Source organism: Agrobacterium tumefaciens (assembly GCF_017726655.1).
In the GTDB taxonomy this organism is placed as follows: domain Bacteria; phylum Pseudomonadota; class Alphaproteobacteria; order Rhizobiales; family Rhizobiaceae; genus Agrobacterium; species Agrobacterium tumefaciens_B.
This window is the reverse complement of the sequence record NZ_CP072308.1, coordinates 332,465-345,741: the sequence shown is the minus strand read 5'-3', so window position 1 is coordinate 345,741 and position 13,277 is coordinate 332,465. Positions and strand designations below refer to the sequence as shown.

Here is a 13,277-nt window from a genome sequence, read left to right as displayed (position 1 = left end):
CATGGGAGTTGGGAAGGCCTGCAGAGCAGGCAGAACAGGGAGGAGAATGGCATGCTGATTCATAAAACGGAGCCATGTCACCACGCCTCGTGGATGAAGCCTGTGGCGATCCATCTTCCGCTTTCGGCGGCGGTGGAAATCTATAGCCCATTGGTGGCGCTCGACATGCTGATGTACCGCTGGCCCGAAGAACACGGGCCTGAATATGAGGAGGCGCGCAGGAACTGCCTCGATGCCATCGCCGGACGTTGCGATATCGAAAAGGCGAGAGAATCATTTCTCGTTGCGAGCAGCCATGCGCATATCCTGAACGTGCACTGAAACTGACAACCATCATAAAGACTGGGCCCTTCGATACGGAGGGCTTTTCTTTTGCGCGGAACCCGATGGCCCGCCCCGTCATGATGACATGTAACTGTCACGCAAACGTTATAATCGGCAGAGACGAATTCCATGGAATCGGCGGCTGGACCGCCCCAACATCGGAAGTGGAACTGGCCCGCATGGAAACCGTCTTCGCTCTTTGCGCAACGCTGCTCATCGGCTTCAATCTTCTCGGAATCGTTCTCGCTGGCTGGCGGCTGATGCGGCGAGAGGCGGATAATGACCTTGTCAGGCAACGTCCGCCTGTCTCGGTCGTGGTCCCGCTGCGAGGGGTGGAAACCTTCACGCCGCTCACGCTTGCACGCGCCTTCGAGTTGGACTGGCCAGATTATGAACTCCTGTTCTGCGTGGCCGACCAAGACGATCCGGTCATCGAGGAAGTTCGCAGGGCTGAAGCGGCCCATCCGATGATCCCAACGCAATTGCTGACGGGTGATGATCGCATCAGCGCCAATCCAAAACTGAACAATTGCGTCAAGGGCTGGCGGGCAGCGCGACATGACTGGGTCATTCTCGCCGATTCCAACGTGCTGATGCCGACATCCTATATCAAAACCATGATGTCAGCCTGGCAACCGGCTAGCGGGCTCGTCTGCTCGCCGCCGCTCGGATCACGCCCGATCGGCTTTTGGGCGCATGTCGAATGCGCCTTCCTCAACGGTTCCCAGGGTCGCTGGCAATATGCGGCGGAAGCAATCGGAATTGGCTTCGCACAGGGCAAGTCGATGTTGTGGAACAAACCGTTCCTCGAAGACCATGGCGGAATTCGCGCACTGGCGGCGGAAATTGCCGAGGATGCAGCGTCGACGAAGCTCGTGCGAAGCGCCGGTCTTAAGGTGCATCTGGTTTCCGCGCCGTTCGAACAGCCACTTGGCCGCCGCCACGCGGGCGAAATCTGGTCCCGCCAGGCGCGCTGGGCGCGGCTGCGCCGCGTGACTTTTCCCCACTACTTCGCCCCCGAAATCCTCACCGGTTCGTTGCCCCCGCTTCTCTTCGCCGTGGCAGCCGCCGCCATGATGGAGATGAGCCTCGTCGCAACCGCCTTTGCGGTTCTCGCGCTGATGTATGTACCGGAACTCGCGCTTGCCGCCCTCAACCGCTGGCCTATCTCGTTCCACACGCTCCCCGCCATGATTGCGCGGGACATGCTCATGCCCGTCGTCTGGGCGAGAAGCTGGATCGGTACCGCCGTCGCGTGGCGCGGCAACGTCATGACGATAGGCACGGCGGAAAGCACGCTTGCAGGACCGCACGCCGAATAATCATTATGTTGGGAAGGCTTACGCCGGAAAGCTGATATTCAGCTTTAAAATGGTCGGAGTGGAGAGATTCGAACTCCCGACCCTCTGGTCCCAAACCAGATGCGCTACCAGACTGCGCTACACTCCGCCGAGGCGATGGCTGGGGAATACACGGTTCACCCGCAGTCCGCAACAGGGAATTTCATCTTTATTGGGACAAGATGCCCTCGGTCGAAAGTGAACGGGTAAGCGAGCCCGCGCGATCCGGCTCCAAGGGGATAATCGTCTTGACTCTCAACTGAAGTCAGTCCATTTCAAATTCAACGTTCCTGACACGATTTGGTTATTCTATTCAGGTACGTGATGGATAATTTCGGGGTCATATGCCCCATTCGTCAACCGGAGCAGTTTCGACATGTCTGCGAAGATTTACCGCCCTGCAAAAACCGCCATGCAATCCGGCAAGGCGAAGACCAATGTCTGGGTTCTGGAATTCGACGCCGAGGTTCCGCGCAAGATCGATCCGATCATGGGCTATACCTCCAGTTCCGACATGAAGCAGCAGGTGAAGCTGACATTCGACACGCAGGAACAGGCCGAAGCCTATGCCCAGCGCAAGGGCATCGAATACCGCGTGATCCAGCCGAAGGAAGCAGCGCGCCAGGTGGTTTCCTACACCGATAATTTCCGTTTCAACCGCACCCAGCCCTGGACGCACTGAAACACCGCAGTTTTCGCCGGCAGCACCGCTGCCCGGCAGGACGGCCCCTTAGCTCAACTGGATAGAGCAACTGCCTTCTAAGCAGTAGGTCGCAGGTTCGAGTCCTGCAGGGGTCGCCAATTATTTCAAACACTTAGCGGCATTTCCTGAATCACCAGTTTGCAGTTTTCTGGCGCAGTTTGCAGAATTCGTTCTGCGGGCGTTCTGGTGGTGCAACTTATGCGACGGCATAATGTCCGGTGGTTACTAGATAGGGGACTGGCAAACGCGCAGCCGAACTGTTAGATTCACATCAACAAGGAAAGAGCCGCGTGCCCGAGGGGGAGCCGATGGCGTAAAATAATCCCCCCAAGCATGGCTGGGTTTGGTGTGGAAAGCGGTTAAGTAGCAGTCTGCCACACCCGAGTAGGAGAAGCCTATGAAGGCTAAGTTCTCACTCGAAGCCAGCAAGTCTACCGGAGACATCCGGGTAGCAGTTGACCTAAGTGTCAACCTGGCTGCTATCCTGACGATCTTCGGCAGGCTTTTCTAAGAAGAAGGCCCAGCGCTAGGCTGGGCCTTTTTTCTTTCAAGCCGCATCTTCCAAGTGCCAATGCAGGAAAGCATCAAGCTGGCGATGCAAATCCACGATTTCCCCGGTATTGTGGATCTCGATATCCGGACGGCCACACCCCGCCTCGCTCTCATGGATGCCAGCAATCCCGCCACGACCGACAAGCTGCCAAACAACCCCCCAAGCTTGCGCACCTCGTCGGCTTCATTCTGGAATCGGCAGTCATCGACGACGACGCGGCCGCCGAATGCCAGCACGCCATCCGCGCGCGATCGCCAGAGATTGACCCAGAAGTCATCACCCATGCACTTACGGCCCCATTCTGTGCCGAGCGTCTGCATCGCGTGCCTTGGCGTGTGTCCCGACAACATCGCAAGGTCGGTCTCTTTGTGCGCTCCCTCGATGTGACCTTCACCAAGCCCGATCGCCCGCAGCATATCTTTCAGCGGCCCTGCGAACTTCACCAGTTGGTAGCCGTGCGTCTCGACCAGGTATTTGCTGGCCGTGCTCTTGCCGCTGCCAGCTAGGCCAGTGAGAGCGATGACGGGTGGTAGAATAGTTGTGCTGGCCTTGCCGATCGCTGCGCCGAGCGCAAGCAACTCGGCAGGCACGTTATCATTCGCCGGTACGGCTGTGAGGCAGCCTGTGTCTTTGGATGTGATGGTCATGCCTTCTCCTTCAGTGCTGCATCGATAAGGGCAGTCCAAACGTCGCGTGCCTTCTGCGGATAACCTGGAATGCCGAGATAAATGTTGCCGTCGCCACATGCGAAGTCATCAAAACCGACGACGATGTCTTCGGCGGCTTCAAGCTGCGCCTCGGTGGGTTCGCGCATGGCTTCGATGGCTGCGCGGGCTACAGATTTGAGGCTGTCTTGAATTGACGGCAGCAACACATCGAAATCATCGTGGTTGATGCCTTGCCGGTGGTAGTCTGCAAAAATCGCCCGCGCCACCCTTTCAATCATCTCGCTCATACCGTCTCCTCAACCTTCTTCTCTTCCTTGACCTTCGGCTTCACCACCGGCCTGAACCGGCGCAGCGCGAACGGTGGATCCTCTTCGCCGAATTGCGGGCACACGCCGCGGTTTACGCCAGCCAGCCTGATGCCAGCGTAGTCGCCGCCGAGATACGTGCGGCACATGCCCACCCACGTTGCAACATAAGTCTCCCCGGCACGAATGCCGAGGTATTGCTCTGGAAGGGTGGTGTCGTCGATGCAGACGACTTCGTCGCCGGGTTTGATGGTCATGTTGATTGCTCCAAGCTCTTCAGGCCGGACTCCGTGAGAACATACCCTGCCCCAACCATAGCCCCGTCGTATTCATCGAAGAGGGTTCTCTGGAACTCTAGGGCACCCTTCCTCGCCAACGCCCGCACAGCCCTACGGATCTGATGGCTGGGAACCCCAGAGCGCTCGGCCGCAACCTTAAATCCAAAGCCAAAGCCGACTTCGCAGTTAGCCCAAGCGTTGAGCGTTAGTTTTTCGGTGACTGATAGTTTCATGCGCACCCCCGCAAGAACGGCGCGATCACAAAAACAATTATGGCCAGAGAGCAGACGATGATTTCATCGTCTCTGAACATCAAGCCGCCCTCCCCGCCATCAACGCATCAAACGTCGCCAGGAACTCAAGCTCCGCCTCCTCCGCCGACCAATACCGCAGTTTCACGCCAAGTTCTTTGCCGGCGTAGCGCGCGTGCCACGGCATCTCGCGCAGATTCACCAGCTCATCGGCGATGATGCGGTTGTCGGCGTCATGCACCTCGCGCGGCAACTCTTTCGGCAAACCAAACCGAGCAGCAACAGCCAGCCAGTTGTCTTGCTCGATCGCACGATAGTTCGTCAGGTACGGCTTGAGAGGGCGTGGAATGTCCACGCAGTATGCTTCGGGCGCATCGTGCAGAAGGCCAGCCAAAGCCACCTCCGGCGCGTGCTTGGCTGCAAGGTGACGGGCAATCAGAACTGAATGTTCGGCGACGCTGTAGAACTTGATGCAGTGCCCTGCGTAGCGGCATTGCAGGCCGAGCGAATGGGCGATGTCTTCGATGTAGACTTCGTGCGGTCTCGGAGACATCGGCCAGTATTTGCGACCGGTGAAGGTCTGCATGAAGTCGCCGGCGCGGGGTGGTTCGGCGGGCACAAACACGCCGCGCGATGCAGGGTCGTTGCAGTCGGGAATCAAATGCCCTTCCACCCACTCCTTCGGTCCATCGCCATTCCATTCTTTTGCAATCGCGGTTTTAATGGGCGCCGCAAACATCGCTTCGTCGAGTTCGACTTTCTCGTCGTCGGTCAGCTGGCTTTTTAAGAGCCGCCGCAGCTTGTCGTTGGGCTGCGGCACGTTGTCATTCGCGGCCACGTACTTGTCGAGCGGGCCAAAGGTGGTGGTGGTGGTGGCGACGCCGACCTCGGCCCTCGTCTCGTTCAGGAGCTTATCGATCCTGCGTCGCGCTAATTCTCTGGTAACTGAACCCATTCTCATCTCCTCAGTGGTGTGGTGGTTCACCGCCAGTTGGTCGCTGGCGGTAGGTGGACATTTTTACCGAAAGTCTGACTTGAAACCTCCGCAGCAACGACCCAGATATTTCGGACGACGGGGGTGGCCGAGTGGTTGAAGGCAGTCGATTGAAAATCGATCCTGCCCGTAAGGGTAGCGCGGGTTCGAATCCCGCTCCCCCCGCCAATATTTAAGACGCCGCCCTCACCTGCTCATTATCATTCGCGGCATCCATCATCGCCACGCGGACGCGCGAAACTTCGCCGTACTCCTTGTGGTAGCTGATCGACTGCATCGACCGGCCAGACAGGAAGCCCGAGCCAAAGTGCCACGCATCCTGCGGCGTCGGCGTCTGGTGCGATTCCGAAATCACCCCGCCGCCCTCGGACGCAAACTTACTCGAGTGGTGGATGTGGAAGCCGTGGACGAAGCGGTGGCGAGTTGCGCCCCAGTCTTCGGCACGGCGGTGTGCCATGATGCTCGCCATGTCTTTGAGCTTGACCGTGTGACCATGGGTGGCGCCAATCATCACCTTGCCGAAACGGAACCAGAAGAACAGCGACGGGTCTACGTCAACTGTCACTCTCGGCTCATTGCGATACCAAGCGAGGAGAAAGTACGCGACAGCTACCGAGGCATGCTCATCATGGTTGCCGGGCAGGATGCGGACGGTGACGTGGCCGTGGCGCTTGAGGCTGGCATCGATCGAGCGAACGACTAGGCGGCATGCTGTCATCAGCACCTTCTGGTAACGCCCATCGACCTGAAGAACGTTGCCAGACCGCGCTGTCTTGTTCTCGTTGTTGTCCGAGTGGAGCAGGTCTCCGCCACCTAAGACGATAGCGTTGGCGGATGGGGGCGTTCGCGCGATTAGGTCTTCAATCGCAGAGCCGATGACGCTTTCCGCGATCTTCAAATCCCAATTCGTGTCTGTCTCGCGATGCCATGAGAAAAGACCGATATGCCAGTCTGCAAGTGGCGTCAGCGTCAACAGATCATCGTAAACCTGTGCCGGAACGGCGACAGGCTCGGCGGGTTGAACGTCATGAAATGCCTCTTTGAGTATGGCGGCAACATCGACCGGCGATTGCTCCACCGCCGTCTTCTGCCACTGCTGGATAACGCGCCCTTCAGCATCGACGAGCGCAGACACGCCTTTGACGACGTGGCCGGCAGGCACTTCAAAGCGCTCGCCTCGCTCTTGCGTCTGCTGAATGAACGTGCCGCTCGGCGTGTTGCTGATCTTGCTGATGCGGAAGCCAGGCAGGACAGGCTCCGTGCCGAGAAGGCCAACCTCAGCGGCTCGGCGTATGCTTTCAGAGAGCGCAGACTTCTTGATGCCTAGTGCAGCGGCGGCCTTCTTCAGCGTGCCGTGCTCTTTGTAGGCGTCGGCTCTTCGGCGTAGTTCTTCTATGGGTAGAGGCATGCAGTCTCCTCGATGTGGTGGTGAAGGCCGCTTGGTGGGCGGCCGTGGAAAAGTTAAAGGAGAGTTGGCGCTTCGTCGCTGTATGGCTTCTTTCCTTCGACGTACGGCTTTATCGCGCGCCACATCATGTTGTATTGCCTTATGAGGCGAGCCTCCTCTCGCTTCGTCTCTGCCTCGTAAGACAGGTGTCTGCAATGCTCCATCAGGCGCAGCTGCTGCTCGACTTCTCTCCGCTTCACCCCACCCTCCCCAGCAACTCACAAACCGCAGTCGAAGGCACGACATAGCCATAGCCAACCAGCGAGCCTGAGAAGCCAATAGGCGCAGCCATGACGCCAACAGTGATGCCGATCAGGTCGCCGTTGTCTGCGTAGACGGGTCCGCCTGACTGGCCCATCACAGTTGTGATGTCTGTCACATAGACCGATTTCCAAGGACCTGTTTCGCGGGACTCGCCAGCGATCTTTCCGTATGCGGCAACGAATTCGATTTTCAGAGGATTGCCGTAAGCAACGATAGGATCGCCAACATTCACAGCGTGGCAGGCCAGTTTTGCGACGCCGAGGCCGTCCGACGACGTGCGCAGCAGTGCAATGTCATTGGCTTTGTTGATCCAAAGGACATCGGCCTTGCGAAGAGGGCCACCTTTCGCCTTTAGCTGGACTTCTTTCGCGTCGCCGACGACGTGCGCAGCAGTGACTATAAAGCCGTCGCCGATATGGACGCCGGAACCGTGGCCGTCGTTGACGACGATCTTAACGGTGGCCGTTTCGGTTGCTGCGGGTGTTGGTGGAGGCAGGAGCGCATAGGCGGCCGCAGAGGTCGCGGCGATGACGAGGAATAAAGCAACGAGGAATGCGCGTGGCGACAAAATACGCCGCAGGAATCGTCTAAGCATGATTATCCCCTCTTTCTGGCGACCGTGCGCCAATGTGGTGGTCTCGGTCGGTTGCCGAGCGGCTGGTGAGGCCGACAATCAAGCTATACTGTTTTTACAAATTTGTCAAGATTTGCGACCGACTCAGAATCCCGATTGACTCTTTGGAGTATGAGAACATAATAAGAACATCATGTCTCACAAGATGCGAACACAAGCAATGAAACAGTACAGATTTCAGGCTGGGCGCTGGATCGTAACAGTACGCGCGCCGACCTTTGCCCACGCTAAAATCGCCGCTGCAGCAAAGCTGGATCAGCGGGCAGCAAAGCTTTTTGCTAGTCCGCCTGCATGCGGCTGGAAGCTTGAGCGACTAGCAGACACCACCAGAGGATAGTCCTGTGCGCCCAAATTCAAGAGAACCGCAAGCTGATCCGGTTGACCACATCATTGCATGGCATGACGGCGATAGCCGCGCCGCGATTGAGACGCTGATGGAAGACATCCAGCACTTGCGGCTGCAGCTTGCGCTGGCGACCGCAGCGATGGGAACCGGCTTCACGAGAGGATGGAAGCCGGACGCCGACAGAAATGCCAGGTGAAGGAGCTTATCTGCTTTCGGACTACGGCGGCGAGCCTGTCGGCGTCATATGTGAGGAATGCGAGCTGCTGAAATTCATTAGTTCGGCCGAGCTAATGGTCGAATTTGGCGATCTGTCGATGCCGACGATGCTGCGGCGCATTTCCCAAGAAGTGATCAAATGCGCTAGGCCGATGGAGGGCTTTTCAGGCCGCTGCATGCTTCATTACCACGCGCGCGCCGGCAGTCAGATCGATGCATTGAAACAAGCGACGCTGCCGGCCGTTAGAGTGAAGGAAATTCGAAACTGGGAGATTGTCGTTGCCAAGTGCAACTACTGTGGCCACGTTTCAAATATCCCGCACTGGCAACTGAACCGTGCAGCCAAAACCGACACCACGGTAGACGAGATAGCCAAGCGACTGAAATGCAAACGGTGCAACGTCAAGGGTGATGTGAAGATCACCATAGCCAAGATGCCGAGGTGAGGATGTGTAACCTATACCGCGTGAAGACCAATCAGGAATCGATCCGCGATATCGTGGGCGCCATGCAGGAGCGGCTCAATCTGGAGCCGGATGTCGAAGTCTACCCTGATCGACCGGCGCCAGTGGTGCGCAATGGCGAAACCGGCCGGGAGCTCGTCGGACTAACATGGGGCATGCCGTCGCCTCAGTTCGTTACGCAGGGAAAGCCAGATACAGGCGTGACCAACATCCGCAACGTGACATCGCCGCACTGGCGCCGATGGCTTCGGCCGGAAAATCGTTGCGTGGTCCCGTGGACAACGTTCTGCGAGTGGGAGGATACCAAGCCGCGGAAAACAAAGCGTTGGTTTGCGCTGAACGAGGAAACGCCCCTCGCCTTCTTTGCTGGCATTTGGACCGACTGGCACGGCGTGCGCGGATCGATGAAGAACCCGCGCGAGGGAGACCATCAGCTGTTTGCTTTCCTCACAACCGATCCGAATGGTATTGTGAAGCCGATCCACCCGAAGGCGATGCCGGTCATACTGACTAGCAAAGATGAAGTAGAAACGTGGCTAACCGCGCCATGGGAGGAAGCCAAGGTGCTTCAGCGTCCATTGCCTGACGACGGGCTTGTGCTGCTGCCTGTCGAGGAGCAGAACGAGCAAGGTTCCCTTCTATGAGCGACCAGACCAAAAAGGCCGGCGACGGCATCCACGAGAATCACTGGTGCGAGCATCCGGGCTGTCGTAAATGGGGAGGCTTCGGCTTTAGCCGAAACAAGGTCGAAAAGTCATCCTGGCATTGCTGGGAGCATTATCCGCACAAGGAGCCACCCAGATGATCACTCGTATCACTCGACAGAAAGACGCAAAGCAGCGCCTGTCCATGGCCCTGCGCCAGTTGAACGACGCCGTGAGGGATCTTCACAAGAGTGGCCTCGATGTGGAAATCTTGGAGCTGACGATGCTGACGTCACGCGGAGATATGAAGCAGTTCGATATCCGGACGTTTAGGGCAGAAGGCGCGCCGCCGGATTTGAAGGTGGTGGGAGACTGACTATTCTGGACCGACCCCGATGTGAGAAATGGGAGCAGCAGCCAATGTCCGAGCCGACAGGGGAAACTGACGGCCCGAAAAGCGGGTCATCTTGGTTGGTACGTTACATCGCTGGTACATCGGGATTCTGGAAAGCAGCGGTGTGCTTTCAAATAGCCTTCTTGGTTCTGATGCTGCTTCACGCCGGCGCCTTGCTTGCAGGCTGGTACAACGTTTCCAATCGGATGTTAGGCTACTCGTCGCTGGCCTTCGTAGGATTTTTCGTATCGCTACTGTTCCACGCATGTGTGAGCATTAGGGAGTCGATGAAACAGAAAGCGGAAAAAGAGCAGAATGAAACGCGTTGAAAAGGTTTGCTATGTTCGGATGCTTTCTTGAGTCCCTCTTGGGGAGCTTGTTTGGCGGCGCCAACAAACCGAAGAATGAGACGGAGCGGAAAGTACGCAGGGTGATGGTCCCTCTTGTTATATTGTTTCTCGTTGGGCTGGTGACGTTTTCAGTGGCGTAATCGGCCTTCCTAATAAAAATTCTAGTTGAGTAGACTCGACTCCAATCTCACTGCGTGTTTTTGTATTCGCGGGGACTTTATTGGGGGCTTTCTTGACAATCAATTATTTGAGGGTGCTTGTCGCCCTGCTCATTTCGTGCGCCCTGGGTGCATGCACCACTTCGCGTGAAGCATTTAACGCGAATCCTAAGTCGGTCGATAAGCCGACGCTCTGTCGGACATATCTTCAGAGCCAAGATCCCGTCTTTCAGCAGGACCTGGCAAAGGAACTGAACCGGCGAGGCGTGCAGTTTTATCAATGTCCAGAAATGGTGAGGAATCAAGATGCGGCGGCGGCGGCTTTGGTTGCTGTCGCTCTGGTCGGGACCGCAGTCGCCGTATGCGCGAACAACAATTGCGGGGGCGGCTACCCGACAAGAAACTACCCCGGAAATTGTTACTCCTATTACGACCGTGCCGCCGACGGCAGCCTGTGTGGCCATCGAAGCGCGATGTCGCGGCCTGGCGGCTGGTGAAATGGTAACGGCGACCTAGTAAATCTGCCGACGCGGCAAAACCCGCAGCGGAAACACTTATGTCGTGAACAGCCGATTCCAGGCAAAAAGACACTGAGATAATAAGGACGTAGCACGTGAATATCGCAGAAAACCTGTTAGAGCTTGCAAATATCAGCATCGCTCTATCGGTCTTTTTATGGGGAATATTACAGTGGTATCTCACCGTCCGCGGCGAAAGCCGCAAGCGTGATATCAACCTGACCAGCTGGGGATTCGAGGTGATGGAGATGATGGCGGAGCTGTATTCTCTTTGCTCAATCGAGGGACAGGACAATGCTGTGAAAGCAGCATCCCGACGCGTCGCATGGAAAGCGAGCGCTCTGGTGGAGCAGGGTCGCATGTTCTTTCCTAACGTTCATCCTACGGCTTTGCACAAAGGGTTTCGCCCTAAGCTTCTAGATGAGGTCGTGCGATGCTGTTACGTTGCAAGGTACCTATCCGAAAACTCCGGTCCCGCTGACACAAAAATCCTTAGCCGTCACGTCAAAGACGCTCGAAAAGCCTTCCGTATTCAATTGCAGAAGAAAATCCACACGACACTCCTCCACGTTGATAGTGAGGATATCGGTGGCTCAATTCCTGTCGATCCAATGACGTGGCCGACTCGTATCGTTCCCCCATCAGTATTGAGCTAGATTTGTGGTCCTCGCTCAGAAACATCCTTGAACGCAAACGTCGGGTCGATGCATGAACAAGCTGTCTACCCCGCCCTCGTCGCGCGCGGCTTCGACTGATTTTCAACGATCCTGTCAACGCGCATGGTCATCTTGTCGACGGCGTCCTTCACTGCGCCGATAGCGCCCATGATCTGCTCAGTCTGCTCGCGAAGGCCGGACTTGGAAACGTACGTTTCGGCCACATGGAGGCGGTGCTGAGCCAGCTCTTCCCTTGCTAGCGATGCCAGCGCCTGGGCGGCAGCTGCTGCACCCGCCGCCTCCGTCTTTGCTGCGCCGATCTTCGCGTCAACGTACTTCCACAGGCCGAAGAAGAAGCCAAACAGCAGAACGAAGAATCCGCCCACAGCCATGATCTCGGGGCCAGTCACGGCTTCACCCCGCACAGCTTCTGCAGCTTCTCGTTTTCGGTGAGGATTTGCCGCTTCGTTTCCGGCGTCATCTGGTCATCGACAGAAGGACGCACCGGGCGAGCGATATCGCAGTAGCTACCGCTTGTCGCGCATCCACTTGCCAAGAGCGTCATTAACGCCAGCGTCATCCAGATTCCTGATTTCATTTTCAACATCCCCGGCCTTCTTGATGGCCTTGGCATTCGCTGCGGCCTGTTCGTCTTTTGCCGCGGAGCGCCCTGCCCTCTGGCCATACAAAAAGACGCCCGCGATGATCGCGAGCGCCGTACCGATTGCGGCTAGATAGCCTTTGAATTTTGCCCACAAGAGGATCAAACCACCACCTCCTTGCCGCGCCAGCTATTCCACCGGCGAGAGATGACATCGCGATTGCGATAGGCGACATAGGCAACAGCAGCCACGGCAACACCGGCGACGATCCAGCCCCAAGGGAGGCCAGCCACGAAAGCCAGCAAGCCTGAGCTTGCAGCTGAGCCGACACCTTTCGTTACAGCTTCCCTTGCGGCCGCGGCGTCGCGCCGCAGCTGCGCGAGTGTAGCAGGACCGATGATGCCATCGGCGATCAAATGCGGGTGCGCCTTCTGGTAGGCAATCACCGCTGCCTTTGTCTTCTCGCCCATCCAGCCGTCGATGGCGCCGGGATTGAGACCCGCCGCGGTCAGCAGCTCCTGCGCTTCCTTAACAACCGGATCAGGCTGCGCAGGCGGCTCGGCGGTCGCCTCCCTCGTCGCGCTAGCTACTCCGGTGTAGATGCCCTTTTCGAAAAGCAGAGCCTCTTCCTTGCGGCGGCGCACGAGGCCCGGCAGCTTCTTGCCTTTCGCCGTGTTGTAGTTGGCGGCGAGATGCGCGGCGGCCTTCTTGATCTGGCCTTTGCGCCAATAATCTGCCCACGTCCAATTCATGGCGCCGACGCCCAGATTGAACGTGACAGAAGCGGCCGCGTCGAGTTCGTGCTGCTTGCGATCGCCAGGCGAGCTGGCAACAACGGCAGGCACGTACTCCGCGGCAAGCACGGCATCGAGGATAGCGTCGCTCTGGGCCGCCGTGATCTTGGTCTTGCCTGGCACAAGCTTAGTGATGCCAATCTTGGCCAGCTCGCGGCGCACGGAATCGCTTCGCATCGTGAAACCGGTCCCGATAGTCGGCACCCCGACGGGATCGAGATAGGCGGTTAGTGGATTGCCCTCATGCAGACGCACGAAAGCCCTCCCCTGTGTGGAGATTTTGGTGATTGGCATTTGGTTGTCCTAGTTGGGATGAGGCTGGAACATTCGGACAGGAGGCGCGTTACTCAGCCACCATGTCCCCAGTTCATGGT

20 protein-coding genes and 2 tRNA genes are annotated in these 13,277 nt (G+C 57.6%); 11 read left to right on the top strand and 11 right to left on the bottom strand.

The annotated features are described in order from the left end of the window. Positions 1–51: 51 nt before the first annotated feature. Positions 52–321, top strand: coding sequence for a DUF982 domain-containing protein (locus tag AT6N2_RS01840; RefSeq protein WP_063948765.1), 270 nt, complete (start codon positions 52–54; stop codon positions 319–321). Positions 322–503: 182 nt separating this feature from the next. Next, positions 504–1,646: a ceramide glucosyltransferase gene (locus AT6N2_RS01835; protein WP_209088017.1), complete on the top strand. Its 1,143-nt coding sequence runs from the start codon at positions 504–506 to the stop codon at positions 1,644–1,646. Positions 1,647–1,696: 50 nt separating this feature from the next. On the opposite strand, the gene AT6N2_RS01830 is transcribed toward AT6N2_RS01835, so the two are convergent. Beyond that, positions 1,697–1,773 (bottom strand) — tRNA-Pro (locus AT6N2_RS01830). Between the two features lie 267 nt (positions 1,774–2,040). On the opposite strand from AT6N2_RS01830, the gene AT6N2_RS01825 reads away from it, so the two are divergent. Then, positions 2,041–2,346: an ETC complex I subunit gene (locus AT6N2_RS01825; RefSeq protein ID WP_063948763.1), complete on the top strand. Its 306-nt coding sequence runs from the start codon at positions 2,041–2,043 to the stop codon at positions 2,344–2,346. A 42-nt stretch (positions 2,347–2,388) separates the two neighbouring features. Further along, positions 2,389–2,465, top strand: a tRNA-Arg gene (locus AT6N2_RS01820). Positions 2,466–2,874: 409 nt separating this feature from the next. Here AT6N2_RS01820 and AT6N2_RS01815 read toward each other — a convergent pair. The 7 genes from AT6N2_RS01815 to AT6N2_RS01785 all read right to left on the bottom strand — a co-directional run bounded on the left by AT6N2_RS01815 (position 2,875) and on the right by AT6N2_RS01785 (position 7,755). Then, positions 2,875–3,567, bottom strand: a complete 693-nt coding sequence (locus AT6N2_RS01815; protein ID WP_209088016.1) for a deoxynucleotide monophosphate kinase — start codon at positions 3,565–3,567, stop codon at positions 2,875–2,877. Then, positions 3,564–3,875 carry a hypothetical protein gene (locus AT6N2_RS01810; protein ID WP_209088015.1) on the bottom strand — a complete coding sequence of 104 codons (312 nt, stop codon included), beginning with the start codon at positions 3,873–3,875 and terminating at the stop codon, positions 3,564–3,566. Before AT6N2_RS01810 ends, AT6N2_RS01815 begins: the two co-directional genes overlap by 4 nt. Continuing rightward, positions 3,872–4,150: a hypothetical protein gene (locus AT6N2_RS01805; protein ID WP_209088013.1), complete on the bottom strand. Its 279-nt coding sequence runs from the start codon at positions 4,148–4,150 to the stop codon at positions 3,872–3,874. Before AT6N2_RS01805 ends, AT6N2_RS01810 begins: the two co-directional genes overlap by 4 nt. Continuing rightward, a complete protein-coding gene (locus AT6N2_RS01800; protein WP_209088011.1) occupies positions 4,147–4,404 on the bottom strand; it encodes a hypothetical protein in 258 nt (85 codons plus the stop codon). Before AT6N2_RS01800 ends, AT6N2_RS01805 begins: the two co-directional genes overlap by 4 nt. 79 nt (positions 4,405–4,483) lie before the next feature. Continuing rightward, complete coding sequence (locus AT6N2_RS01795) at positions 4,484–5,377, bottom strand: hypothetical protein (RefSeq protein WP_209088009.1); 894 nt, start codon at positions 5,375–5,377, stop codon at positions 4,484–4,486. A gap of 211 nt (positions 5,378–5,588) precedes the next feature. Then, entirely contained in the window at positions 5,589–6,824 is a 1,236-nt protein-coding gene (locus tag AT6N2_RS01790) for a hypothetical protein (RefSeq protein WP_233282465.1), read from the bottom strand. Between the two features lie 235 nt (positions 6,825–7,059). Next, complete coding sequence (locus AT6N2_RS01785) at positions 7,060–7,755, bottom strand: S1C family serine protease (RefSeq protein ID WP_233282464.1); 696 nt, start codon at positions 7,753–7,755, stop codon at positions 7,060–7,062. A 347-nt stretch (positions 7,756–8,102) separates the two neighbouring features. Between AT6N2_RS01785 and AT6N2_RS01780 the strand changes: the two genes are divergently transcribed. From AT6N2_RS01780 to AT6N2_RS01750, 7 genes are all read left to right on the top strand, one after another. Further along, positions 8,103–8,303 carry a hypothetical protein gene (locus AT6N2_RS01780; RefSeq protein ID WP_022556386.1) on the top strand — a complete coding sequence of 67 codons (201 nt, stop codon included), beginning with the start codon at positions 8,103–8,105 and terminating at the stop codon, positions 8,301–8,303. Further along, complete coding sequence (locus AT6N2_RS01775) at positions 8,293–8,769, top strand: hypothetical protein (RefSeq protein ID WP_209088007.1); 477 nt, start codon at positions 8,293–8,295, stop codon at positions 8,767–8,769. Before AT6N2_RS01780 ends, AT6N2_RS01775 begins: the two co-directional genes overlap by 11 nt. A gap of 2 nt (positions 8,770–8,771) precedes the next feature. Beyond that, a complete protein-coding gene (locus AT6N2_RS01770; RefSeq protein WP_209088005.1) occupies positions 8,772–9,431 on the top strand; it encodes an SOS response-associated peptidase in 660 nt (219 codons plus the stop codon). Between the two features lie 157 nt (positions 9,432–9,588). Then, positions 9,589–9,807 (top strand): hypothetical protein, encoded by a 219-nt coding sequence (locus tag AT6N2_RS01765; protein WP_209088003.1) that lies wholly within the window; start codon positions 9,589–9,591, stop codon positions 9,805–9,807. Positions 9,808–9,851: 44 nt separating this feature from the next. After that, positions 9,852–10,154: a hypothetical protein gene (locus AT6N2_RS01760; protein ID WP_209088000.1), complete on the top strand. Its 303-nt coding sequence runs from the start codon at positions 9,852–9,854 to the stop codon at positions 10,152–10,154. A gap of 253 nt (positions 10,155–10,407) precedes the next feature. Beyond that, complete coding sequence (locus tag AT6N2_RS01755) at positions 10,408–10,830, top strand: hypothetical protein (protein WP_233282463.1); 423 nt, start codon at positions 10,408–10,410, stop codon at positions 10,828–10,830. A 116-nt stretch (positions 10,831–10,946) separates the two neighbouring features. Beyond that, on the top strand, positions 10,947–11,507 hold the full coding sequence (locus AT6N2_RS01750) for a hypothetical protein (protein ID WP_209087994.1): 561 nt from the start codon (positions 10,947–10,949) through the stop codon (positions 11,505–11,507). Positions 11,508–11,572: 65 nt separating this feature from the next. On the opposite strand, the gene AT6N2_RS01745 is transcribed toward AT6N2_RS01750, so the two are convergent. The 3 genes from AT6N2_RS01745 to AT6N2_RS01735 form a co-directional block, all read right to left on the bottom strand. After that, the gene (locus AT6N2_RS01745) at positions 11,573–11,917 is read right to left on the bottom strand and encodes a hypothetical protein (RefSeq protein ID WP_209087990.1); all 345 of its coding nucleotides are present in this window, start codon (positions 11,915–11,917) and stop codon (positions 11,573–11,575) included. Further along, complete coding sequence (locus AT6N2_RS01740) at positions 11,914–12,105, bottom strand: hypothetical protein (protein ID WP_146175682.1); 192 nt, start codon at positions 12,103–12,105, stop codon at positions 11,914–11,916. Before AT6N2_RS01740 ends, AT6N2_RS01745 begins: the two co-directional genes overlap by 4 nt. A gap of 165 nt (positions 12,106–12,270) precedes the next feature. Next, a complete protein-coding gene (locus tag AT6N2_RS01735; protein WP_209087987.1) occupies positions 12,271–13,197 on the bottom strand; it encodes a glycoside hydrolase family protein in 927 nt (308 codons plus the stop codon). Between the last annotated feature and the right edge of the window lie 80 nt (positions 13,198–13,277).

What these genes read in the sequence shown, in the direction of transcription:
- AT6N2_RS01840 (WP_063948765.1), top strand. Translation starts at nt 52, where the DNA reads ATGCTGATTCATAAAACGGAGCCATGTCACCACGCCTCGTGGATGAAG.
- AT6N2_RS01835 (WP_209088017.1), top strand. Translation starts at nt 504, where the DNA reads ATGGAAACCGTCTTCGCTCTTTGCGCAACGCTGCTCATCGGCTTCAAT.
- AT6N2_RS01825 (WP_063948763.1), top strand. Translation starts at nt 2,041, where the DNA reads ATGTCTGCGAAGATTTACCGCCCTGCAAAAACCGCCATGCAATCCGGC.
- AT6N2_RS01815 (WP_209088016.1), bottom strand. Translation starts at nt 3,567, where the DNA reads ATGACCATCACATCCAAAGACACAGGCTGCCTCACAGCCGTACCGGCG.
- AT6N2_RS01810 (WP_209088015.1), bottom strand. Translation starts at nt 3,875, where the DNA reads ATGAGCGAGATGATTGAAAGGGTGGCGCGGGCGATTTTTGCAGACTAC.
- AT6N2_RS01805 (WP_209088013.1), bottom strand. Translation starts at nt 4,150, where the DNA reads ATGACCATCAAACCCGGCGACGAAGTCGTCTGCATCGACGACACCACC.
- AT6N2_RS01800 (WP_209088011.1), bottom strand. Translation starts at nt 4,404, where the DNA reads ATGAAACTATCAGTCACCGAAAAACTAACGCTCAACGCTTGGGCTAAC.
- AT6N2_RS01795 (WP_209088009.1), bottom strand. Translation starts at nt 5,377, where the DNA reads ATGGGTTCAGTTACCAGAGAATTAGCGCGACGCAGGATCGATAAGCTC.
- AT6N2_RS01790 (WP_233282465.1), bottom strand. Translation starts at nt 6,824, where the DNA reads ATGCCTCTACCCATAGAAGAACTACGCCGAAGAGCCGACGCCTACAAA.
- AT6N2_RS01775 (WP_209088007.1), top strand. Translation starts at nt 8,293, where the DNA reads ATGCCAGGTGAAGGAGCTTATCTGCTTTCGGACTACGGCGGCGAGCCT.
- AT6N2_RS01770 (WP_209088005.1), top strand. Translation starts at nt 8,772, where the DNA reads ATGTGTAACCTATACCGCGTGAAGACCAATCAGGAATCGATCCGCGAT.
- AT6N2_RS01765 (WP_209088003.1), top strand. Translation starts at nt 9,589, where the DNA reads ATGATCACTCGTATCACTCGACAGAAAGACGCAAAGCAGCGCCTGTCC.
- AT6N2_RS01760 (WP_209088000.1), top strand. Translation starts at nt 9,852, where the DNA reads ATGTCCGAGCCGACAGGGGAAACTGACGGCCCGAAAAGCGGGTCATCT.
- AT6N2_RS01740 (WP_146175682.1), bottom strand. Translation starts at nt 12,105, where the DNA reads ATGAAATCAGGAATCTGGATGACGCTGGCGTTAATGACGCTCTTGGCA.
- AT6N2_RS01735 (WP_209087987.1), bottom strand. Translation starts at nt 13,197, where the DNA reads ATGCCAATCACCAAAATCTCCACACAGGGGAGGGCTTTCGTGCGTCTG.